19 protein-coding genes and 1 riboswitch are annotated in these 23,002 nt (G+C 41.9%); of the genes, 14 read left to right on the top strand and 5 right to left on the bottom strand.

Annotated features, from left to right (window positions below; genetic code table 11):
• Positions 1–6: 6 nt before the first annotated feature.
• A complete protein-coding gene (locus tag PGW42_RS02660) occupies positions 7–1,161 on the bottom strand; it encodes a double-cubane-cluster-containing anaerobic reductase (protein WP_055246529.1) in 1,155 nt (384 codons plus the stop codon).
• 218 nt (positions 1,162–1,379) lie between these two features.
• Here PGW42_RS02660 and PGW42_RS02655 point away from each other — a divergent pair, with 218 nt between their 5' ends.
• A complete protein-coding gene (locus tag PGW42_RS02655; protein WP_270202818.1) occupies positions 1,380–2,066 on the top strand; it encodes an ABC transporter ATP-binding protein in 687 nt (228 codons plus the stop codon).
• 210 nt (positions 2,067–2,276) lie between these two features.
• Here the strand turns inward: PGW42_RS02655 and PGW42_RS02650 are convergent, their stop codons facing one another.
• From PGW42_RS02650 to PGW42_RS02635, 4 genes are all read right to left on the bottom strand, one after another.
• Positions 2,277–2,927, bottom strand: a complete 651-nt coding sequence (locus tag PGW42_RS02650) for an ATP-binding cassette domain-containing protein (protein WP_161172319.1) — start codon at positions 2,925–2,927, stop codon at positions 2,277–2,279.
• Positions 2,928–2,929: 2 nt separating this feature from the next.
• Positions 2,930–4,885 carry a hypothetical protein gene (locus tag PGW42_RS02645; RefSeq protein ID WP_101629281.1) on the bottom strand — a complete coding sequence of 652 codons (1,956 nt, stop codon included), beginning with the start codon at positions 4,883–4,885 and terminating at the stop codon, positions 2,930–2,932.
• A gap of 81 nt (positions 4,886–4,966) precedes the next feature.
• Positions 4,967–5,281 (bottom strand): hypothetical protein, encoded by a 315-nt coding sequence (locus tag PGW42_RS02640; protein WP_009243730.1) that lies wholly within the window; start codon positions 5,279–5,281, stop codon positions 4,967–4,969.
• A 411-nt stretch (positions 5,282–5,692) separates the two neighbouring features.
• On the bottom strand, positions 5,693–6,259 hold the full coding sequence (locus PGW42_RS02635; protein WP_412659886.1) for a helix-turn-helix domain-containing protein: 567 nt from the start codon (positions 6,257–6,259) through the stop codon (positions 5,693–5,695).
• Positions 6,260–6,825: 566 nt separating this feature from the next.
• On the opposite strand from PGW42_RS02635, the gene PGW42_RS02630 reads away from it, so the two are divergent.
• The 13 genes from PGW42_RS02630 (at position 6,826) to PGW42_RS02570 (ending at position 23,000) form a co-directional block, all read left to right on the top strand.
• Positions 6,826–7,875, top strand: coding sequence for a replication initiation factor domain-containing protein (locus PGW42_RS02630; protein ID WP_257963366.1), 1,050 nt, complete (start codon positions 6,826–6,828; stop codon positions 7,873–7,875).
• A gap of 12 nt (positions 7,876–7,887) precedes the next feature.
• Positions 7,888–8,094: an excisionase gene (locus tag PGW42_RS02625; RefSeq protein WP_101629282.1), complete on the top strand. Its 207-nt coding sequence runs from the start codon at positions 7,888–7,890 to the stop codon at positions 8,092–8,094.
• Positions 8,095–8,171: 77 nt separating this feature from the next.
• Entirely contained in the window at positions 8,172–9,362 is a 1,191-nt protein-coding gene (locus tag PGW42_RS02620) for a site-specific integrase (protein WP_101629279.1), read from the top strand.
• Between the two features lie 277 nt (positions 9,363–9,639).
• Positions 9,640–9,978 carry a cyclic-di-AMP receptor gene (locus tag PGW42_RS02615; protein WP_008371815.1) on the top strand — a complete coding sequence of 113 codons (339 nt, stop codon included), beginning with the start codon at positions 9,640–9,642 and terminating at the stop codon, positions 9,976–9,978.
• A gap of 5 nt (positions 9,979–9,983) precedes the next feature.
• Positions 9,984–11,042: a cobalt-precorrin 5A hydrolase gene (locus PGW42_RS02610; protein ID WP_055246531.1), complete on the top strand. Its 1,059-nt coding sequence runs from the start codon at positions 9,984–9,986 to the stop codon at positions 11,040–11,042.
• Complete coding sequence (gene cobK, locus PGW42_RS02605; RefSeq protein ID WP_270202817.1) at positions 11,039–11,800, top strand: precorrin-6A reductase; 762 nt, start codon at positions 11,039–11,041, stop codon at positions 11,798–11,800. Before PGW42_RS02610 ends, cobK begins: the two co-directional genes overlap by 4 nt.
• Positions 11,801–11,862: 62 nt before the next feature.
• The gene (locus PGW42_RS02600) at positions 11,863–12,786 is read left to right on the top strand and encodes a LysR family transcriptional regulator (RefSeq protein WP_182420262.1); all 924 of its coding nucleotides are present in this window, start codon (positions 11,863–11,865) and stop codon (positions 12,784–12,786) included.
• A 253-nt stretch (positions 12,787–13,039) separates the two neighbouring features.
• Complete coding sequence (locus PGW42_RS02595; protein WP_022220742.1) at positions 13,040–13,525, top strand: complex I 24 kDa subunit family protein; 486 nt, start codon at positions 13,040–13,042, stop codon at positions 13,523–13,525.
• On the top strand, positions 13,515–15,383 hold the full coding sequence (locus PGW42_RS02590) for an NADH-quinone oxidoreductase subunit NuoF (RefSeq protein ID WP_008371805.1): 1,869 nt from the start codon (positions 13,515–13,517) through the stop codon (positions 15,381–15,383). The genes PGW42_RS02595 and PGW42_RS02590 overlap by 11 nt, the downstream gene beginning before the upstream one ends.
• 12 nt (positions 15,384–15,395) lie before the next feature.
• A complete protein-coding gene (locus PGW42_RS02585) occupies positions 15,396–17,096 on the top strand; it encodes a [FeFe] hydrogenase, group A (protein ID WP_117822865.1) in 1,701 nt (566 codons plus the stop codon).
• Between the two features lie 295 nt (positions 17,097–17,391).
• A riboswitch (cobalamin riboswitch) is annotated at positions 17,392–17,587 on the top strand.
• Between the two features lie 276 nt (positions 17,588–17,863).
• A complete protein-coding gene (locus tag PGW42_RS02580) occupies positions 17,864–20,710 on the top strand; it encodes a hypothetical protein (RefSeq protein WP_270202816.1) in 2,847 nt (948 codons plus the stop codon).
• A gap of 31 nt (positions 20,711–20,741) precedes the next feature.
• Positions 20,742–21,947 (top strand): ABC transporter substrate-binding protein, encoded by a 1,206-nt coding sequence (locus PGW42_RS02575; protein WP_173825593.1) that lies wholly within the window; start codon positions 20,742–20,744, stop codon positions 21,945–21,947.
• Between the two features lie 15 nt (positions 21,948–21,962).
• Complete coding sequence (locus PGW42_RS02570; RefSeq protein ID WP_117834389.1) at positions 21,963–23,000, top strand: FecCD family ABC transporter permease; 1,038 nt, start codon at positions 21,963–21,965, stop codon at positions 22,998–23,000.
• The last annotated feature ends 2 nt before the right edge of the window (positions 23,001–23,002 follow it).

The following is a 23,002-nucleotide window of genomic DNA, read 5'->3' as shown; positions in this document are numbered from 1 at the left end:
TTTCTTTTAACCGAGCATTTCGATAAATGCCCCGAGTCTTGTATTGATCTGTGCCTGGTCACCAGAAGAATAGTCTGTATTGATCGCAATATACGGAAGTCCTTTTTCTTTGGTGACAAAGGTGCGGATCGCATCGGACTCAATGGCAAAGGTATGACATGCCTGCAGAAGGACCTCAACGACACCATCTACCTGATATTCATCAATCTGGGCATCAAGCGCCTCGAGACGTCCCGGGTTCGGACTCATGACCGAACAGTTTACACGAAGATATTTTTCGGCGATTGCAGTGATTGGATCCTTTGTCTCATCAATTGGATCTTTTTTCTCACGTGGACCGCAACAGTTCTCAAAGCCGACAACATCTGCTCCGAGTTCTTCAATCTGGCGTACAATTTTGTCGATCACGCCGGTGGTCGGACATCCGGTAATGAGAACTCTCGGACGGGATGGTTTGCCTTTATATTCCTTTTCATAAAGCTCTTTAAGCTCAGCGGTACGGTGTTCCAGGTATTTGATTTTTTCTTCCAGATCAACCGTGAATTCGTTCGAGGAAATAACCGTATTGATCTCATAACCGGTAATCGGAGTCGGTTTTAAGCGTCCAATCTCAAAGAAGTCAAGGACGGCCTTGCGTTCCCGGTTGCGAAGATGGATTGCTTTGCGGATTTGCTCATCTGTGATCCTTATGTGATAGAAATCCTCCAGATCTTCTTTGACGCTGATTACCTCCTGTTTCCAGAATTCCAGCGCACCGCGGCCTGTTTTTCCTGGCGGAAGCTGCATAATATGGCAGTGCTTAAGCTCGGACATCAGTTCATACATTTTCTTTTTTCCATCGCAGGTTGTCTCTGCGAGCACCATGTCCGAAAAATAGAAGAATGGACAGCGGTCAGCGAGGGCGGCACCGTAGCTTGCCTTGATCAGAGGACAAAGGTTCTGTGGCAGTCTGGTCTCTGCAATCGGGATATTGTCATCTCCGATCCCGCAAAGTACAACTGCAGCTGCGTCTGCAGCTTCAATCAGTTCCCATGGGGTGTAGGTACAGAAAACTCCGACAATTCTGCGCCCGGACTCCTTCAGCTCTTTCATTTTCAGAAAAGCATTCTTTCTTGCTTCCGGATAGGTTTCAAAATCTTCCGGTAATTTTAAATTGGTCATTTTCAGATCTCCTTTTTTAGAAATGATAGTTTTATCATAAGTGTTTTTAAACGAGATGTATAATTGATTTTTTTTATAAAGAAGGAAATTTAAAGATGTTTTCAATGGAAATTCTTAAGAATTCATGATGCCAGGAGGATAGCATTGTGATTGGATTCAAAATAAGGTATATTGAAAACAGGAACGTAAAGTAGAGCGAAAAGAAAAGGAGAACATTTATGGGGGCATTGATTCATATAGAAAATATGAAGAAAATCTACAATCCGGGTGAGAATGAAGTCCGTGCACTTGACGGGATCGATCTGGATATCGAAAAAGGAGACCTGGTTGCGATTGTGGGACATTCAGGATCGGGAAAATCAACGCTGATGAATATGCTCGGCTGTCTGGATACACCGACTTCCGGCAAGTATGTTCTGGACGGGCAGGATGTGGCGAGTATGACAGATAATCAGCTTGCAGATGTGCGGAATAAAGAGATCGGTTTCATTTTCCAGGGATTCAACCTGATCAGTAATCTGGATGCAGTTGGAAACGTAGAGCTTCCGCTGGTATACCGCGGGGTGTCAAAAAATGAGAGAAAGCAACTTGCGATGGAAGCCCTGAAAAGTGTCGGTCTGGAAGACCGGATGAAGCATAAGCCGAATGAAATGTCCGGAGGACAGCAGCAGAGAGTTGCGGTGGCAAGAGCGGTTGCCGCAAAACCGCCGATCATTCTTGCCGATGAACCGACCGGCAATCTGGATACAAAATCAACACAGGAGATCATGGAAATCCTGAAAGAACTGCACAGGTCAGGCAGAACGGTTATTATCATCACACATGATGAAGAGATTGCCAGTCAGGCACACCGGGTGATCCGGATACTGGATGGCAGGATTGAAGAAGATTATTGTAACAGGTAATGCACAAAGTTAAAGTTCGTTTTGGATTTCAACTAAACTTGATATAGAAAATCCGATTATCCGCATAAATACAGCATTTAAGGGCTGTTCATCACTTGAAAAAATAAGTGTTTTACCACGAATTTACCATAATTGAATATGAGTCTTGATATGACGAAATATAAAGGGAGATTGCACGTATAATAAAACCGCGTATCTCCCTTTAACAAACTATCTAAAGTTTTCTACATTTATAACTCTGGAAAAACAATCGCACAAATTCATGTTGTGAGTGACCATGATTATAGTAATGCCCTTTTCATTTAATTCTTTCAAAAGTTTCATCACTATCAATTCGTTCTCTTTATCAAGTCCAGAAGTTGGTTCATCAGCTAATATAATCTGACTTCCTTGCAAAATCAATTTAATAATTGCAATTCGCTGTTGCTCTCCACCGCTTAACTGATATACTTTTTTGTTAAGCATGTCACTTAGCTCAAATTGCTTTAAATACTTATTGATTAGTTTCAGTTTTTCTTCTTTTTTTACTTTTTTATATTCAAGAGCTAATTTTAAATTCCACAACACGCTTTCATCTTCTATTAGTCCATAATTTTGAAATAGATAGCCTATTGTATATCTTCTCAAAATCATAGCATTTTTACCGTTCATGGACAAATTTTTATGACTATCAATAGTGATTATTCCCTCGGATATATCAGTAATCAATCCTATTATATTTAAAAGTGTCGTTTTACCTGCCCCGCTTTTCCCTACAAGCCCCACAAATTCGCCTTTTTCTATTTCTAAAGATAAATTTTCAAATAGAACCTGATTTTTCCCATATTCTTTTTTGACGTTCTTTAATGTAATCAATGACATACTTATGCCCCCTTTTCAATCTCATATAAAGCGTTTGAGATATAAATTCTATAAAGCAATTCGCAGAATATGTAGTCAATAAGTATAATCGCAAAAAGGCAAGCAAAATAATAATTTATAGCAGTTAATACGCCTGATATAATTATTTCGATTCCCCAAAAAATATACCGATTTTTCAGTGTCCTAAAATGAGAGAATCCTAAAATCTCTTTTGCCGCATATCTCTTTCGATTTACAAAAATGTCCACATAATTTGAAATATACAAAATAAACAGTAAAGACACTATAAAGACAATCGTAAACATAGTGAGTGTTTTAAGAACGAATGTCACATTTTCAAGTTGCATTAAATAAGGTGTAAGTAATGTTCCAGCTGTAACTAATTGCTCTAAATCATATTCTGATAACAAAGAAGAAAAATCTTCTCTTGACTCCATTTGAAAAAATAAACACCTTGTATTTAAAGAATCCAAATAGTAAAGTCCTGCAAAATTGCCCGTATCAACAATGATAACAGGATTAGCCATATCCGAAAAACCATTTTCTGTATTGACTTTTATCGTAGAATCATCGTCTATATAAACAACATTAAATTTATCAATAGTTTTTTCTTCTCCCGGTATTCCATAAAATTGATTGTAATTCATCAATCGGAAATATTCTTGCTTAATATATTCGCTAATAGAATTTTCATCATTCTTATATTTATGTGGAACTAATACTGTTGGTTCACTAAATATATCTTCTCCCAATGGTTTTCCACTGAGCTGGATATTTGAAAATTCATTCAGATAATTTCTATTTGCAATAACAAGCTGTTGTTCATAATAGGGGCGTGATGTCTGCAAACCACCGTCTGTCCTAAAATCACATAGTAGTGAATGGTTATGATTATACATCTCTAATGTTTGTTCAGAATATTTTTCTAATATGTCTGTGTTTGCTAACGCATAATCATACTCCGATGAATTAAAACCATTAGCGGTATAATATCCGTCCAGATACTTATAATCTAAAACAGCTTGTTGGCTTTGTCTAAATGAGTTCCCCTGATTCAGCAATGAAATAATAGTGATAGCGATTATTACCGAAAAAATTATTTTTATAGCCTGAACTACAATATTTGTGCCGCTATTTAAAGTCTTATTTTTTATCATTGCCTCTAAAGAAACAAACTTAATTAAAATACTTGTAATTAAAACACAAAGTATATTTATAGCTAAAACACCAATAAAGAACAGTACACTTGTTGCTAAATAAGAAAAATCATATCTGTTTGTTAATGCGTAATATAAATTTAGCAAGAACAGTAATACTAAACATATTACAGCAAAATATTTTATTACACTGGTAATTTGCTCCTTTAAAATATGTATAGTAGAAAAGCCCATGCTTTTTTTAATACCTATTTTTTTCAAACTATAAGACGTATAAATACAGTATATGATTTGAAGTACAATAAATAAGATTACAAAATTCAGAAGATTCAATTCTAATACCATACTATACGGAATAGCGTCATTTTCAAAGTTATTTATTGCGACGGACAGTTGAGAAGCTATCTCTTTAATTGCGTTAGCTGGTAAATCTGTATAGAATACACCAACACTATCTAAAAAATCTTCCTTTTGCAATTCATGATATTGAAACAAAATAGAGGAAGATATAGGCTGTTTTTGTGTAAACTCATTTAATGGATAGCAATATAAATCATAAACAGATTTATCTGTGGAAGTGAGCGTATTGTTAATGAGTTCTAATTTATTTTGAGAATATTCTTCTGTAAATATTGTATAAAATTTGTCGAGAATTTCTGGCGATGTTTCTTCTAAAACATACCCTTTTAAATTCTCAGTAGCAATGTTATTCTTTTCATAAATGTTGTAAATAGAAGTATTAAAAATATATGCAAAGAGTATGACTTCAAGGAAAATAAAAATCTTTAAAAATTTTTTCATAACATACGCCCCTTTCTTTGAAGAAATGTATAAAATAGGGCGGGACAAATAGCCCCGCCCTAGGTGTTTGAACTATTTTACTTAATATGGATAATAATCATAATAAGATGTTTCGTTCGCCCACCAAACTCTCTTTGCATCTTTGTAAGCGTAGTTTGACTTGAATCCACTGGTATATGTATCTCCGCCGACCTTTACAGTTGCCTTTACCATGTAGTTGCGACTAATACCTGCTTTACGCCCAATTTCGGAATATACAATGGTGTCTGTTTGCCCTCCATTGTAGTACAAATCTCCACCCGCTACATCAATAGCCCACGCTGTAAGTGGAGCGCCGACAACCATAACTGCTGCTACAAGACCAACTACTTTCGTTCTCAACTTCTTTGCTCTCATTCGATAAACCTCCTTTCTCTTTTTTACTTTTTGATAGTTTTATGTCACGTACTGTTTTTACTAACCTCAACATAACATATATTTCATTAAATGTCAAGTTATTTTTGTTTCTATTTTATATATGACCTCTTTGTTGCTATCATATTTTGTGCATAATGCACAAAATCAAAGTGCCAATATTAGTGCTTTCCACGATTGTACTTTTACAATGAAAAGACGAAGTACCTGTGATAAATTCATTGCTCTAAAATTATTAGAGAAACTATACAATATAGCTATCCTTTTTTCTCTTGTCTGCCATAAACAGAAAAGAAAAAGCCCTGTCAAGAGCCTGCCACTTCTTTAGAAGTGGTGCTTGCACTCTTGATCTGGGCTTTTTGTTTGCTGTATCTTTTTGCAAGAGGAAAAAGGCTACTCGTCCCCGTTGTCAAAATGGCTGTCCTTTAAGACTTCCCGCAACAGCTCCATATCTTCTTTTGAGTTGGGATTTATCCTCTTTACAACCTGATAAGGTGTACCGTACTTGTGTCCGTCTGTGCTTTCCCCGAACATATCCATGCTGTATAAATCATCATAACGGTCTAATACTTTCTGAAATTTCAAGTGCTGGATAAATGTTTTGATAGGGTAAAGGTCGGACGCTTGTATGTCCTCTCCCTTGATATAGTCTGTGATGTATTTCCGCAACTGCTCCAACTCATACTCTAGCCATTCTTCTTCACTGTCAAAGAAGTTATCATAGTGTCCGTGTTTCAGTTCTGCATTTAGGCGTTCTTCCGTCCGTAAAAACTTGCATACCTCTTTTTCCGCCTGTTGGACAAACTTCCATTCTCCCGACAACAATTCATTCGGTGTTACTTCCAGTACGTCCATTATCTTTTCCAGCGTGTCAAAGGTGGGATAGTTTACCCCTCGTTCAATCTTAGAAAGGCTCTGCATATTGATACCGATGGCGTCCGCAAGCTCCTGCTGTTTCATTTTCCTGTGTTTTCTTATGGTCTGTATGTTCTCCCCTAAAAAATTTATTTTCTTTGTGTCATGCTCCATAACTTCTTATATCTTTTCCTTTCCCGGCTTTTTCGTTCCTTTATAAGCCTATCATACTTATTATAGCCGAAAAAGTCAAGAAAAAGTTCTTGACAAGTAATTCTAACGGCGTTATTATCATGGAGGATATAGTGATTAAGCACAATGAGGTCAATCACACGCTTGAGTAGGCATAGAAAAGAGTTATTTTCGCTTTGATAGCATGAATAGGCATGGACTATCCGACCGAAAACGGTGTTTCTTCCTGTGCCTGCCCCGTTTAGCCACGAGCCTCCCAAAGGCTCGTGAGCGTTAAGAACGGGGCTGGTGCAGGAAGAAAAGGAACGCCGTAGGCGTTCCGTACAGGGCGTATATGTAACACCGCCCTGCGCATACATGTCATAGTACCTAGAAACTGTGATAAATAAAGGACAAAACACGATTTTTACCCCGCAAAAAAACGGGGAGTACGAAAGGAGTAATGCACTATCGCAACACATGAAAATTTATCCGTCAAGATTGATTACATCAGCATTGTCTTTGATACGGCAACGGCAGAAGATGTGATACGGCACATTTTATGCTTGCCGACCGATATTTTTAATGTCTATCCTGCAACGGTCAAATTTAAGACGTATCAGGCGCGTTGGGAAATCGGAGATATTTATGTATCGGGCGACGCAAAAAAGACAGAGGACAACCCACAAGGGCTGGGCTGTTATCTCGTGATGACAGGCAGGGGGTGTGATGATATTTTCCGTATCCTCGATAACAACGGCTTGACCTTTGGGGATATGTTCGGACGCTGTGAAAGGAGATATGGGGCTGGAAACTACCATTTCACAAGGCTGGACGTTGCCATTGACGACAGGAACGAAACGCCGTTCTTTACCATAGAGCAGATAAAGAAGAAATGTGAAAAAGAGGAATTTATCGCCAACAGTGAGGGCTACCATTTTGACGAGAGCAAGTTTGATGATTTTGACACCGCAAAGACCGTCTATATCGGGGCTGGAAAATCGGGGCTTTCCTACCGCTTTTATGACAAGGACAAGGAAGTGTGCGGCAAATACAACAGGACGCTTGATGAAGTCGGGAGTTGGAAACGGACGGAAATGCAACTGCGTGATGAAAAGGCTCATGCCTTTGCTATGGCATTTCAGGCAAGACCGCTGGAGATTGGGGAACTGGCTTTCGGACTGCTGGCGGACAACCTGCGTTTTGTCGTAGCAAACAGGAATGAGAGCAACAAGAGCAGGTGGAAAACGTGCCGTTTCTGGCAACGCTTTTTAGGGGCTGTGGAACTTTTAAAACTCCATGTACCCACACCGCATAATTCCCTTGAAGAAACGCAACAGTGGCTTACAGAGGGTGGTGTCATATCCGCTGTCAAAGGCTTTTACTTCCTCGAATCCCATGACGCTTTAGGTGGGCTGGAACGTGTCGGGGATATGGTAGATAAGGCAAGGTACAGCACTTCCCTTTCCAGCAAGCTGACCGCCCATTTACAGCGGATAGACAGGACAGAATTGATACCCTACGTCCAGTATGACACAAAGAACAGGTAGGGGGGTGGCATGATGAACGAAAAGATTGATATTCCTGTATGGGAAAAATACACCCTTACCATTGAGGAAGCGTCAAGATACTTCACAATCGGACAGAACAAGCTACGCCGATTGGTAGAAGAAAACCGACACGGCGACTGGTATGTGATGAACGGCAACCGTATCTTGATTAAGAAAAAACAGTTTGAGAAATTTATGGATAAAACAGACGCAATCTAATGCAAAAGAGCCTTGTATGTGATATTATTTCAGTAAGTCATATCAAGGCTCTTTCTTACGAAAGGAGCAGATAAGAAATGTCGGAAAAAAGACGGGACAGTAAAGGTCGCCTCTTAAAGACAGGAGAGAGCCAGCGAGCAGACGGAAGATACTTATACAAATATGTGGACAAGGCAGGAAAGACAAGGTATGCCTATTCATGGAAACTTGTGCCGACAGACCTCGTACCTAAAGGCAAGAGGGACGGGAAATCCCTAAGGGAATTAGAAACGGAGATACAAAGGGATTTACAGGACGGTATCGACACAACAGGCGGAAAAATGACGCTGTGCCAGCTATACGCCAAACAGAACGCCCAGAGAGCCAACGTAAAGGAAAGCACAAGACAGGGCAGGAAAAAGCTCATGCGGACATTAGAGGGCGATATACTGGGGGCTAGGAGCATTGACAGCATACGCCTTTCAGACGCTAAGGAATGGGCGTTACGCATGAAAGACAAGGGCTATGCTTATCAGACCATAAGCAATTATAAACGCTCGTTAAATGCGTCATTCCGCATTGCCATAGCGGACGACCTCGTGAGGAAGAACCCCTTTGATTTCAAGCTGAATGAGGTCATAGAGGACGACAGGACACCACGGCAGGCATTGACCGAGGAACAGGAAGAAAGGCTCTTGTCCTTTGCCAGCAGGGACAGGGTATATAAAAAGTATTATGACGCAATCGTAATACTGTTAAAGACAGGGCTTCGTATCTCGGAACTGTGCGGACTGACAAGGCAGGATATAGACTTTGAAAACGGCGTTATCCATGTAGACCACCAGCTATTATCCAGCAAGGAAACGGGCTATTATATCGAAACACCAAAGACAAAAAGCGGTGTGCGTGATGTTCCCATGAGTGAGGAAGTGAAACAGGCATTTGAGCGTGTCATGGCAAACAAGGCAAAGGCAGAGCCGACAGAGATAGACGGGTACAGTGGTTTCCTCTTTCTGAACGGGAAAGGCTTTCCTATGACGAATGCCTATTATACTTCTACTTTCGCTAATCTGAGAAAGAAATATAACAAGAGCCATGAGGACAGCTTACCAAAGATAACGCCCCATATCCTGCGTCATACGTTCTGTACCAGACTTGCGAACAGGAACATGAACCCTAAGAGTTTACAGTATATCATGGGACATGCAAACATCAGTATCACGCTGAACCTGTACGCCCATGCGTCCATAGAGAACGTCAAGGCAGAATTAAGAAGCATGATAGCTTAAAGTTTTACCACGATATTTACCACGATTGACCGTGAGAAAACGTGATGAAACGTAGCTGTTTGGAAGTATCAGCCGAAAAGAGAAATGCCCGTAAAGCTGATAAAATAAGGCTTTGCGGACATTTAAGAAGATATGAAAAGATAATCAAAAATTTATATTAAGTTTATATTAATCTTTTAAAATGCAACATTTTCGTTTACCTTTCCAGGTAAATGCGGTAAAATAAAAGAAAAAGGGATCTGGCATCAAAAGCCAGATAAGACAGGAGGGTTTTTGTATGAAGATGATTATGGCGATCCTGCATAAGGATGATGAACTGGAGACGATAGAGGAACTGAATATTGCCGGATACATGGTAACAAAGCTGGCTACAACCGGTGGATTTCTGAAGAAAAAGAGCACCACGATCATGGTTGTAGTGGATGATGAGAAGGTAGCAGAGGCACTGAAGATCATCAAGAAGAATTCTGGCGAAAGAAAGACGATCACTTATGCAAACCCGGCATTGATCTCAGGACAGAGCAGCATGAGCGCAGCACCGTCCGTTCCGATCAATGTGCAGGTAGGCGGAAGTACGATTTTTGTACTGAACGTGGAGCAGATGGAGAAATACTAAAGTTTATGGAAATTGTAATCTTGAGTTTTACAGATGCAGGCTGTCAGATGGCCTGTAAAGTCAGAGAGAATTTCATACAAAGCGGATACCGTGTCAAAGTGTATACTTTGACACGGTTTTGCAGATTATACGGATTTCATGCTTTTCCGGAAGATAAGAAAAGCTGGATAGGCAGCCTCTGGGGAGAGAAGGCTTTGTTTTTTATCGGGGCGGCAGGAATCGCAGTGCGGATGATCGCCCCTCATGTGAAAGACAAATTTACCGATTCGCCGGTTCTGGTGATGGATGAAAAAGGAAGCTATGTGATTCCGCTCCTGTCGGGACATGTGGGCGGAGCTGTAGAGCTTGCAAAGGAAATCGCGGAGAAAATAAATGCGCAGGCAGTACTTACTACAGCAACGGATGTAGAACAAAAGTTTGCAGTAGATGTATTTGCAAAAAGCAATGGTCTGGTACTGACAGACCGGAAAAAGGCAAAGGAGATTTCAGCTGTGGTTCTGGATGGGAATAAGATTGGACTTTACAGTGTATTTCCAGTAGAAGGAAAGTTTCCGGAGGAATTAAAGCTATGTGAAACAGAAGAGTTTCTCAGAAACTATCCATATGGAATCCGGATTGCAGGAAGAAGTGGTGAAAGGCGGGAAGAAGAGACGATTCTGGATCTTCCGCCGAAGAACCTGGTGCTGGGAATCGGATGTCGCAAAGGGATTTCCGAAGAAGAAATCCAAAGCGCGGTCAATGAGGCAAAAAAGATCCTTGGATTTACAGAAAAGGAAGTCATTGAGATCGACAGTATTGATTTGAAAAAAGAAGAAGAGGGATTACTTTCTTATGCGGCAAAGTGGAAGCTTCCATTTTACACGTTTTCAGCAGAAGAGTTGGGAAAAGTTAAATGTGTCAGCTCCCATTCGGAGTTTGTCAGGAAGGTCACGGGTGTGGACAATGTCTGTGAGCGGGCGGCGATCCTTGCAGCCGGAGAGGATGGCAGGCTTCTGATGCCGAAGCAGTGCATGAATCGGGTGACAATAGCAGTGGCAGAAAAGAAGGTAAGGATCAGAATATGAAGCAGATTTTAATATTTTCAGGGACAACGGAGGGAAGGCGGATTACGGAATTTCTAGATGGAAGAAATGTAAAAGTTTATGTCAGTGCCGCAACCGAATATGGAAAAGAATGTACCGGAGAGCATGAGAATGCGGAAGTCTTTTTTGGGCGTATGGATCAGAAGCAGATGGCAGAGATGATAAAGGAAAAGCAGATCGATCTGGTGATCGATGCAACTCATCCATTCGCACAGCTTGTGACTGGGGAGATAAGGAGGGCCTGCGAAATCTCCGGTGTGCAGTATCTGCGTTGCCTGCGGGAGAAGATGGAAGCAGTGCCGGATGAAGCGGATAGGGTGATCTGGGCGCAGTCGGTTGAAGATGCGGTGGAATATCTGCAAAATACAGAAGGAAAGATCCTGATTACCACCGGAAGCAAGGAACTGATAAAATATACAAAGCTTACGGAGTATAAAGAGCGCTGCTTTGCGCGAGTCCTCTCTACGGAGCAGGCGGTTATGGAGTCGGTCGCGCTTGGCTTTGAAGGAAAGCATCTCATTGCAATGCAGGGACCATTTTCAAAGGAGATGAACGTGGCTACGATCCATCAGACAGGCGCAAAATATTTTGTGACCAAAGAATCGGGAAAAGCCGGAGGCTTTGGAGAAAAGGTACAGGCAGCAAAGGAAACAGGGGCAGTTCTTGTTGCGGTAGGAAGACCAAAAGAAACAGGGAGAACATTTTCAGAAGTCTGTAAATGGCTGGAAAAGAATCTGTAATAAAAGTTCAGAAAATAGTTATGGGGAGATAAAGTCAGAGATCAGAAAGGCAGATGGGGAAGATGAATCTGACAGATTTGCATTATGTAGTTGAAATCGATAAGAGTGGATCAATCTCAAAGGCGGCGAAGGAACTTTATGTGGCGCAGCCAAATCTTAGTAAAGCGATCAAGCATCTGGAGCGGGAATTTGGAATTTCTATCTTTGAGCGGTCGTCAAAGGGAGTTAAGGCGACAAGAGAAGGACAGAAATTTCTGGAGTATGCCAAAAGGATCATTTACGAAATAGAGGAAATGAAAAGGGACTGCAGTGATCTGGGGAAAGAAAATCTCTCATTTAAGATTACTGTTCCGAGGGCAAGTTACATTTCCAGTGCATTTGCAGAGTTTATCGGAATGCAGAGCAAGGAAACGGCGATCAAAGCAGAATTTCAGGAAAACAGTTCTATGCATGCCATTGAAAATGTGTTGCAGAACGGGTATTCCATGGGAATCATCCGGTATCTGTGCGAGAATGAACCTTATTTTCAGTCGCTTCTTGATCTGAAAGGGCTGGATGCAGAACTTCTGGCAGAGCTTCCGTATATGATCTTAACTTCTGCGGATGGAGATCTTGCAAAGAGGGAGTTAAAGACAAGAGAAGAACTGGAAGATGGTGTGGAAATCCTGCATGGGGACTGGAAACTTCCGACCGGAGAATACACCGAGCTGAGTGAGAATGGAGAGTCGCTTCATCCACATAATAAAATTTATATTTTTGAAAGGGGAAGCCAGTTTGATATTTTGCGGGAAGTAAAAAACAGTTATATGTGGGTATCGCCAGTACCGGAAAAATTAAGGAAAAACTACAATCTGGTGCAGAAGCATGCCGGATTTTCCGGACAGATGATCCGGGATGTGCTGATCTACAAAAAGGGTTATCAGAAAAAATTGTACGAAAGAGAATTTATTGAGCATTTAAAAGAAACAATCCGTGAAATGATGTAAATGAGAGCAGAATGATATATCGGACCAAGATATATCCATTCTGCTCTTTTTGTGTATTTTATGAGCTGGGTACACATTTATCCGTCTATTCATAAATACTAATACTTTTGATTCTTGTATTATTATATATTGGAAAATATATAGCTATCATATATGAAATGTATAAACGAAAACTATAGATATATGTTATAATGTCATAAAAATGATAGAATAATAAGAAGGAAATGTACAATATGACGAAGGAGGAAATGGAATGTTAGATGCATCTTATTATCAGAAAACGGATGAGATCATTGCCATGCATACAAGGGAGGAACGCTCATTGATACCGATCATTCAGGATATTCAGGAGGAATACCGTTATCTTCCACCGGAACTGCTTACCTATGTAGCAAAACAGATCGGGATTACAGAGGCAAAAGCGTACAGTGTGGCAAGCTTTTATGAGAATTTTTCATTTGAACCGAAAGGAAAGTATGTGATCAAGGTCTGTGACGGAACAGCCTGTCATGTGCGTAAATCCATTCCGATCCTGGAAGCGCTGTATAAAGAGCTGGGGTTAAATGAGCACAAGCATACATCAGACGATATGCTTTTTACAGTAGAGACTGTATCCTGTCTTGGAGCCTGTGGACTTGCACCTGCGATCACAGTTAATGATGAAGTACATCCGAAGATGTCACCGGAGAAGGTAATCAAACTTCTTGAAGAACTGAGAGGTGAAGAAAATGAAAATTGAAAACAGAACGGAACTGAAGGAATATCGTATTGAATGTCAGAAAAAACAATCGGCTGACTGCAGAGTACTGGTTTGCGGGGGAACCGGATGTCTGGCAAGTGGATCAGGCAAGATTTATGAAAAGTTAAAAGAACTGACAAAAGATCATACAGGGGTAGAAGTAAAGATCGGGGAAGAAATCGCACATACAAAGGTTATGAAGAGTGGATGTCATGGCTTCTGCGAGATGGGACCTCTGGTAAGAATTGAGCCATATAATTATTTATATATTAAAGTAAAACTGGAAGACTGCGAAGAGATTTATAACGAAACAATCCTGGGTGGCAGACCGGTAGAGCGACTTCTCTACAAGATGGATGGAGTGACCTATCCGTCACAGGAAGAGATTCCGTTCTACGCAAAGCAGACCAGACTGGTACTGAAGAATTGCGGACATATCGACGCAGAGCATATTGGGGGTGCACTTGCAGTCGGTGCTTATGCCGGAATCGAAAAGGCACTCTTTGAGATGACACCGGAAGCAGTGATCCAGACAATCTATGATTCGAATCTGCGTGGACGTGGAGGTGCCGGATTCCGCACCGGCAGAAAGTGGCAGCAGGTTGCTTCCCAGAAAGAAAAGATCCGCTATGTGGTCTGCAATGGTGATGAAGGTGATCCGGGTGCATTTATGGACCGAAGTATCATGGAAGGTGATCCGCACCGTATGATCGAGGGCATGATGATCGCAGCATATGCAGTACAGGCACAGGAAGGCTATATCTATGTACGTGCAGAATATCCGCTTGCGATTGAAAGACTGAAGACAGCGATCAGCCAGGCAGAGGCAATCGGACTTTTAGGAGACAACATTCTTGGAACCAATTTCAGTTTCCATTTACATATCAACCGTGGTGCAGGTGCATTCGTCTGTGGAGAAGGCAGCGCACTGACGGCATCCATTGAAGGAAAACGTGGAATGCCGAGAGTAAAACCGCCACGTACAGTAGAGCAGGGATTATGGGCAAGACCAACTGTTCTTAATAACGTAGAAACCTATGCCAATGTTCCGATGATCGTAACAAATGGTGCAGACTGGTTCAAAGGAATCGGTACACCAGAGAGTCCCGGAACGAAAGCATTTGCACTGACCGGTAATGTAAGAAATACAGGACTGATCGAAGTACCAATGGGAATTACATTGCGCGAAGTTATTTATGACATCGGCGGTGGAATCCAGAATGACAAGAAATTCAAAGCAGTACAGATCGGTGGTCCGTCCGGTGGATGTCTGACCGAGGATCAGCTGGACAGTAAGATGGACTTTGATTCACTGGCGAAGATCGGGGCAATGATCGGTTCGGGCGGTCTGGTTATCATGGACGAGGATACCTGTATGGTAGAGGTTGCCAGATTTTTCATGAGTTTTACACAGAGAGAAAGCTGTGGAAAATGTGTTCCTTGCCGTGAAGGTACAAAGAGAATGCTTGAAATCCTGGAGCGTATTGTAGCAGGAAACGGAAAACCATCCGATATGGACGAGCTTCGTGAACTGGCAGATATGATTGAGAGTACGGCGCTTTGCGGACTTGGAAAGAGCGCACCGAAACCGGTTATCAGTACCATGAATGCATTTGAAGAGGAATATCTGGAACATATCAACGAGAAACGCTGCCGGACAGGTGTCTGTTCAAATCTGCGTAAATTCCAGATCGATCCGGAGATATGCAAGGGCTGCTCGAAGTGTGCAAGAAACTGTCCGGCAGGTGCAATTGAAGGCGTGCTGAAATCTCCTTATCATATCAATCAGGAGAAATGTATCAAGTGCGGAGCCTGCATGGAACAGTGTCCGTTTAAAGCAATTCATATCGAGAAATAGGAGGAATGAGTCATGGGATATATGACAATAGATGGAAGGAAGGTAGAGTTTACAGATGAGCCGAATGTACTTTCTGTCATCCGTAATGCAGATATAGATATACCGACACTCTGCTACCATTCAGAACTGTCTGTGTATGGAGCTTGTCGTTTGTGTACCGTAGAAGATGAGAGAGGAAAGACGTTTGCATCCTGTTCAGAACCGCCAAGAGATGGGATGGTCATTTACACGAATACTCCGCGTCTTATGAAATATCGTAAGATGATTCTGGAGCTTTTACTTGCTGCACATTGCAGAGACTGTACAACCTGTATCAAGAGTGGAGAATGTCAGCTTCAGGCGCTGGCACACCGTATGGGCGTCACAACCGTCCGATTTGAAAATACAAAAGAACAGTATCCACTGGATTTCAGTTCACCGTCAATCGTGCGTGACCCGAATAAATGTATTCTCTGTGGTGACTGTGTCCGTATGTGCGACAATGTACAGTCTGTTAATGCGATTGATTTTGCATACCGGGGAACAAAGGCTCTGGTAACACCGGCATTTAACAAAAAGATTGCAGAGACAGACTGCGTAAACTGTGGACAGTGCAGGGTTGTCTGTCCTACAGGTGCGATCAGTATCAATACCAATATCGAAGTGATCTGGGATCTTCTTGCAGATAAGAATACAAAGGTGATCGCACAGATCGCACCGGCAGTCCGGGTCGCAGTCGGCGATCAGTTCGGCCTTCCAAGAGGGGAAAATGTGATGGGAAAACTCGTCAATGTGTTGCACCGCCTTGGATTTGATGAAGTTTATGATACTTCTTATGGTGCAGACCTTACGGTGATCGAGGAATCTGAAGAGCTTCTTGAACGACTTGCATCCGGAGAAAATCTCCCATTATTTACATCCTGCTGTCCGGCATGGGTAAAATTCTGTGAGAACCGTTATCCGGATCTGGCAAAAAATCTGTCAACCTGCCGTTCACCGCAGCAGATGTTTGGTGCTGTGATCCGTGAATACTATAAGGATCCGGAAAAGAATGGTGGAAAGAGAATCGTTTCTGTATCGATCATGCCGTGTACTGCAAAGAAAGAAGAGATTTTAAGACCGGAATCTTCCACGAATGGAAAACAGGATATTGATTATGTACTGACTACAACAGAGTTGATTACAATGATCCGGAAATCCGGTATCCGCTTTGAAAATCTGGAGATAGAAGCATCCGATATGCCGTTTGGTATCGGATCTGGTGCAGGTGTGATCTTCGGAGTAACCGGTGGTGTGACAGAAGCCGTACTCAGGCGCCTTCGTGAAGGACATAACCGTGTGGAAATGGATAAGATCAAATTCAGTGGAGTTCGTGGAGAAGAAGGACTGAAAGAAGTAGAGTTTGATTACAACGGACGTACTATCCATGCAGCTGTTGTCAGTGGACTTGGAAATGCAGATGCGCTGATGAAGAAGATCCAGAAGGGCGAGGTACATTACGACTTTGTTGAGGTTATGGCATGCAGGCGCGGATGTATCATGGGTGGCGGACAGCCAGTCCCGGCAGGTCCGAGAAGCAGGATAGCCAGAAGCAAAGGTCTGTATGATACCGATATCAATACGCAGATTAAGAAGTCGAATGAGAATCCGCTGATCCTGTCATTATATGATGAACTTCTGAAAGGAAAGACCCACGAATTACTTCATCGTAATTTTGAGGCAGCGAAAAAATAAAATTGTACGAAAAAGAGTATAAGACAATGCAGTCGTCGATCTGGCGGCTGCATTGTCTTATTTCAGAGTATTTCCATACATTCACTGGCACTTTTTTCTCATTTCGATCCCCTTCGCTTTCTATATATAAATGAAGTAGGTCATGAAATTATGATAAACATATAGTCATTAAGGTGTCGATTTTGGAACAAAAACTTCCGGGATTTTTAATGGAGAGTTTGGAAAAAATAGGGAAATAAACCAGGAAAGATGACTCTTGTCAAGAAGAAATATATCTGTTATAGTGAGTAAGAATAAATAAAGAAACTTTTTCAGTGCTAGGCAGAAGAATTTCTGGTCGGCTTAAAAGGGAATCAGGTGAAAGTCCTGAGCGATCCGGTCACTGTAAATGAGGAGCAAAGCGGCGGCAAGCCATTGCATAAAAAATGTGAGAAGGTGCAGCTTTGTTAAGATCCATAAGCCAGGAGACCTGCTGAAAGAGAGTAAATTGCTTCCGATGAAAGCGCGTTTACATACACAAAGAAATGATATCTTGCTTCATACTGAGTATGAAAGCAAGATTTTTGTGCTGCCATATATACGGAAAAGAGTTCCGATGGCAGAGGGTGTAGGTGAAGTCTGCTTTCAGGAAAAAGGAAGCAGATTTTTTTTGCATACGATGAGCCAAGTGCAGATTTATGCTTGCACGAGAAACTGAATTTGGCGAATGTACATCATCGAGCTGTCGAGCGACAAAAGATCAGGACATCAGGAGGAATAGTTGGATTATGAAGAGGAATTCAAAACAATTTCTTGCACTTTTCATGGCAGTTGCAATGTCGGTTACACCGGTTTCTTATGCTTACGCTGAGGACAGTGCAGTGGCAGGAGTAGAAAATACAGAATCAGGTCAGCAGACCGTAGAAGTAACAGACGGAAAAATCGGTGCGGCAGACGCAGCAGGTCAGCCGGATGAAGAAGTGACTGAACAGGAAGAAGAAACGACTGCCGGACAGGGAACGGACGAGAAGCAGAAGAGTCAGGAAGAGCCGAAAGCAGAAGAAAATGCGGAAACAGGGAATGTAACTGAGGCAGAGAAGAAAGAAGCGGGCGAAGACGGAAAGAGCGAAGAGAAAGCTGCAGAGGAGCAGAAGGTTAAGTCGGAAGAAACGGCGCAAAATGCTGGAGAAGTGAATACGCAGGAAGAGAAAAATGTTATCAGTGATTTTGCAATGTTTAAGGTTGGATCGTCTTCTGTTGTAAAAGAAAATGATCACCTGAAAGTTTCGATAGAAACAGAGAATACAACTTACAATAAAATTTATATTGGAAGTAAAGCTGATACAGTTGAACGGAAAGAAGAAAAGGCGATAGTTGGAACAGGAACAGGCAACGGGTATTTATTTTCATTTGAACTTCCACTGTCAGCAGATGGAACGGATGTTGCCTTTGTACCGCATAGCCAAAAGAAAGGTTGGGTGAGTAAGAAAGAAGACGGAGATTACACGCTTCATATTTCATCGTCAGCAGAAAATAAAAAAGACGACACAGAAAATCCTGAGCAGGGGGGCAATTTAGGAGAGAGCAAACCGGGTACCGGAAGTGGCGAAAACCAGAAACCGGAAAATGAGGACAAGAACGTACTGAATACTGGAAAGTATGTAGTAGATGTTGATGCAGCTTCAGCTAGTGGAATGTTTCGTGTAGTAAATTGCGTGTTGACATCTGTTTGTGGCAAGATGCAGGCAGATATTACACTTAGTGGAACAGGATATGATTATTTATACGTGGGAACCGCTAAGGATGCTGAAAAAGCTTCAAAAGATCAGTTAATTGCGCCTAAAGAAATTGTAGAAGGAAAATGTGTATTTACAGTGCCGGTGGAAAGCATGAATACTGGGATTCAGATTGCAGCACATGGGAAAAAAGGTGGTAAATGGTTTGATCGTACATTAACATTCAAGACAGAAGGAATGACCAAATATGTTCAGGTAAGTGATGGCTCTTATAAAGTAAACGTAACTTCAAGTTCATCCATGTTTAAAGTTACGGATTGCATCTTAACATCAAAAAATGGAGAGATGACTGCAAAAATTACACTCAGTGGTACAGGATATGATTATCTGTATGTAGGAACAAGTGCAGAAGCAGCACTTGCAGATAAGTCCAAGTGGATTCCTTATGTTGTGGACAAAAATGGTATGTATACCTATACGATTCCGGTTTCTTTATTAGACACAGGAATTTCAGTGGCAGCATTTTCTCATAAAAAGCAAGTATGGTATGACCGTACCTTGACATTCGCCTCAGCAGGCATGAAGAATCTGAACAATAGCAATTCCACAAATGGAACTACTGGAAATAATGGCAACACCAACCAGGGAAATAACACCAGCCAGAACACCAACTTTGGAACCGGCACCACTTCCGGAGGCACAGGCACAAACCAGACCCCGGACAAAGAATCCAAATACGAGGCAGATTTAAATGGTGGAACTGCCCGTGTAAACAGTGCAACAACACTTGCAGACGGTGTCTATACACCGGATAAATTTTCCTGGTCAGGTGGAACCGGAAAGGTCAGTATCAGTTGTACCAAGATTACCGTGACAGGCGGTCAGGCATATGCTACCATTGTATTTAGCAGTAGTTCTTATGGCTATGTAAAAGCGAATGGAAATACCTATTATCCGACAGCAACCGGAAGTACGTCTACATTTGTCATTCCGGTAGAACTGAACAAGAACAATACGATCATCGGTATGACAACCAAGATGTCAACAGCGCATGAAATCAGCTATTCGATTTTCATTTACCTAAGTGCTGCAGCAAAAGCAGACGGAACTACAGTAAGTGGGGAGACCAATTTAAGTGCAGATACACTGGATGAGAAAGCGCCGGAAATCATGGGACTTTCTTATCAGTCTGAGACAAAGGTAGAGCATGCTAAGTACTTCAAGATCTATCATTATGATCAGGGAATCACTCTTTTAGAAATCGATCAGAGAAAAGATGAGGATACAAAAGAGACCAAGACAAAGGATACAAAAGAAGATACAGATTCCGGACTGACACCGGCACAGGAAGAACAGCTTGCGCTTTACAAAGCAAAGATCGTCCGTTATCTGATCGTCCCGGAAGACGCAGAAATTCCGGCAGGTCTGGATAAAGAAATGATCGTGATCCAGAAGCCAAAGAAGTCTGCATATGTAGGTTCGGAGGAAGTACTGGAAATCCTGGATAAGCTGAATGCAACAGACCAGATTACATCAGTAGGGGTAAAACAGAAGAACTGTAAGGTAGAAGGCATTGCAAAAGCAATGAAAGCTAAGAAGATCATTTATGCAGGAACCTATAAGAAACCGGAAAATAAAAAACTGATGAAGAGTAAGTGTGATCTTGCAATCCTTTCCAATAAAATTCTTCCGGATGAAAAGAATGAGAAGAAAATGTCGGTAGAAGATCAGCAGAAGAGATACGAAGAGCTGGCAGAAAAATTTGTTCTTCTGGATGTTCCGATGATCGTTGACCGGTCAGCAGATGAGGAAAAGGATGATGCAAAAGCAGAGTGGAGCAAGGTTTACGAGGCAATTTTCGCGCAGACAGACAGTACAGATTCTTCTGCAAAAAACTAGGTAGATTCTTTTTTGGATACAGAGGTAGAAAATGAAAAAGAGAACGATGCGTCTGGGGTGCATTCTTTTGAGTACAGTGCTGCTTGGGACGGCAGCACTGACCGGATGCGGGCAGACGAAAAAGAATACAACAGATACAAAAAAAACAGAAAGCAGCAGTACGAAAGAAAGTGCCAAAGAAAAAAAAGGTCCGGAGATTGACGGACTCACTTATGAATCCGCGATGGATCTGGAATATGCCGAAGGTTTTCAGGTATATTACTACAAAGACGGCTATAAGATGATCGATATCAAAGACGATGCAAAATTTCTGGTCGTCCCGGAAAATCAGGATGTGCCGGATGGAGCCGAGGAGGATTACGTGATCCTTCAGCAGCCGCTGGATCATATTTATCTTGCGGCGACATCTGCAATGGCACTTTTTAATGCGATCGATTCTCTGGATAATATCACAATGACAGGTACCCAGGCTTCCGGATGGTATATTGAAAATGCAGTCAAAGCGATGGATGACGGGAAAATGAAATTTGCAGGGAAATACAGTGAACCGGATTATGAGATGCTGGTAGACGAAGACTGTGATCTTGCCATCGAATCGACCATGATCCTTCACACACCGAAGGTACAGGAGATGATCGAATCTCTGGATATCCCGGTGATGATCGACCGGTCCAGCTATGAATCGCATCCTCTAGGAAGAACTGAATGGATCAAACTTTATGCAGCAATGCTGAATAAAGAAGATGCAGCGGATGCATTTTTTGAAAAGCAGGTGGAAAATGTCGATGCGCTCAAAGATTTTAAGAATACCGAGAAGACAGTTGCATTTTTCTATGTAAGCAGTGACGGAACGGTGGTAGTAAGAAGAAGTGATGATTATATTCCGAAAATGATCGAACTTTCCGGTGGAAGATATGTATTCGATGATCTGACTGGCGATGACAGTAATACTTCAGCAGTAAAACTTACAATGGAAGAGTTTTACGCACAGGCGGCGGATGCAGATTATCTGATTTATAATTCAAGTATCGATAATCCAATCAACAGTGTAAAAGATCTGGAAGAAAAAGATGCACTTTTTTCTGATTTCAAAGCAGTCAAAGAAGGAAATGTATGGTGTACCGGTAAATATCTGTATCAGGCAACCGATATCGTTGGGGAACTGATCACGGATATGAATCTGATGCTGACAGGCGGCGATGAAAGCAAGATGACATTTTTATACCATGTAAAATAGAAAACGGAGAAGAAAATGGGACAGGCAGGAATGAAAAATAACTGGAAAAGGAATACAAGATATATGGGAGTCTTTGCGGTGCTGGCAGCATTTTTTTGCATGATCGTAGTGCTGAACATCAATACCGGAAATGTACAGATCTCGGTTCCTGAGATTTTACGGATCCTGTTTCTGAAAAAAGGAACACAGGTGCAGATGAATATTATCTGGAAAATCCGTCTTCCGCGTGTCCTGATGGCGGGGATTCTGGGAGGGGCACTTGCCCTTTCCGGATTTTTATTGCAGACATTTTTTTCCAACCCGATCGCAGGACCGTATGTACTGGGGATTTCTTCGGGTGCAAAGATGATGGTCGCTCTGGCGATGATCATCTTTTTAAAATATTACACTTTGGTATCATCTTATATACTGATCATTGCAGCATTTATCGGATCTATGCTTTCAATTGGATTTATCCTGCTTCTTGCAAGAAAAATCCGGAATATGGCAACTCTTCTGGTTGGCGGAATCATGATCGGTTATATCTGCTCGGCAGTAACTGATTTTGTAGTGACTTTTGCGGAGGATTCAGATATCGTGAATCTGCATGGCTGGTCACAGGGAAGCTTTTCCGGTATGAGTTGGAGCAATGTAAAGGTAGCAGCGCTTATGGTAGGAATCACACTGATCCTTACCTTTTTCCTGTCAAAGCCGATCGGAGCGTATCAGCTGGGAGAAATGTATGCGCAGAGTATGGGGGTCAATATCCGTGTGTTCCGGGTGCTTCTGATTCTGCTTTCCAGTGTATTTTCCGCATGTGTGACCGCATTTGCAGGGCCGATCTCATTCGTTGGAATCGCAGTTCCGTATCTGATCAAGCATCTTCTCGGGACGGCAAAACCGCTGGTTGTGATACCGGCAACATTCCTTGGCGGGGCGGTGTTCTGTATGGGATGTGATTTGATCGCGCGTATGGCATTTGCACCACTGGAGCTGAATATCAGTACCGTGACTTCGATCTTTGGTGCACCGATCGTAATTTTCATGATGATAAAAGGAAGAAAAGGGAAATAAAT

The organism is Coprococcus sp. TM115-187 (genome assembly GCF_027679115.1).
Taxonomy (GTDB): Bacteria; Bacillota; Clostridia; order Lachnospirales; family Lachnospiraceae; genus Allocoprococcus; species Allocoprococcus comes.
This window is presented reverse-complemented; position numbering and strand designations above follow the sequence as displayed.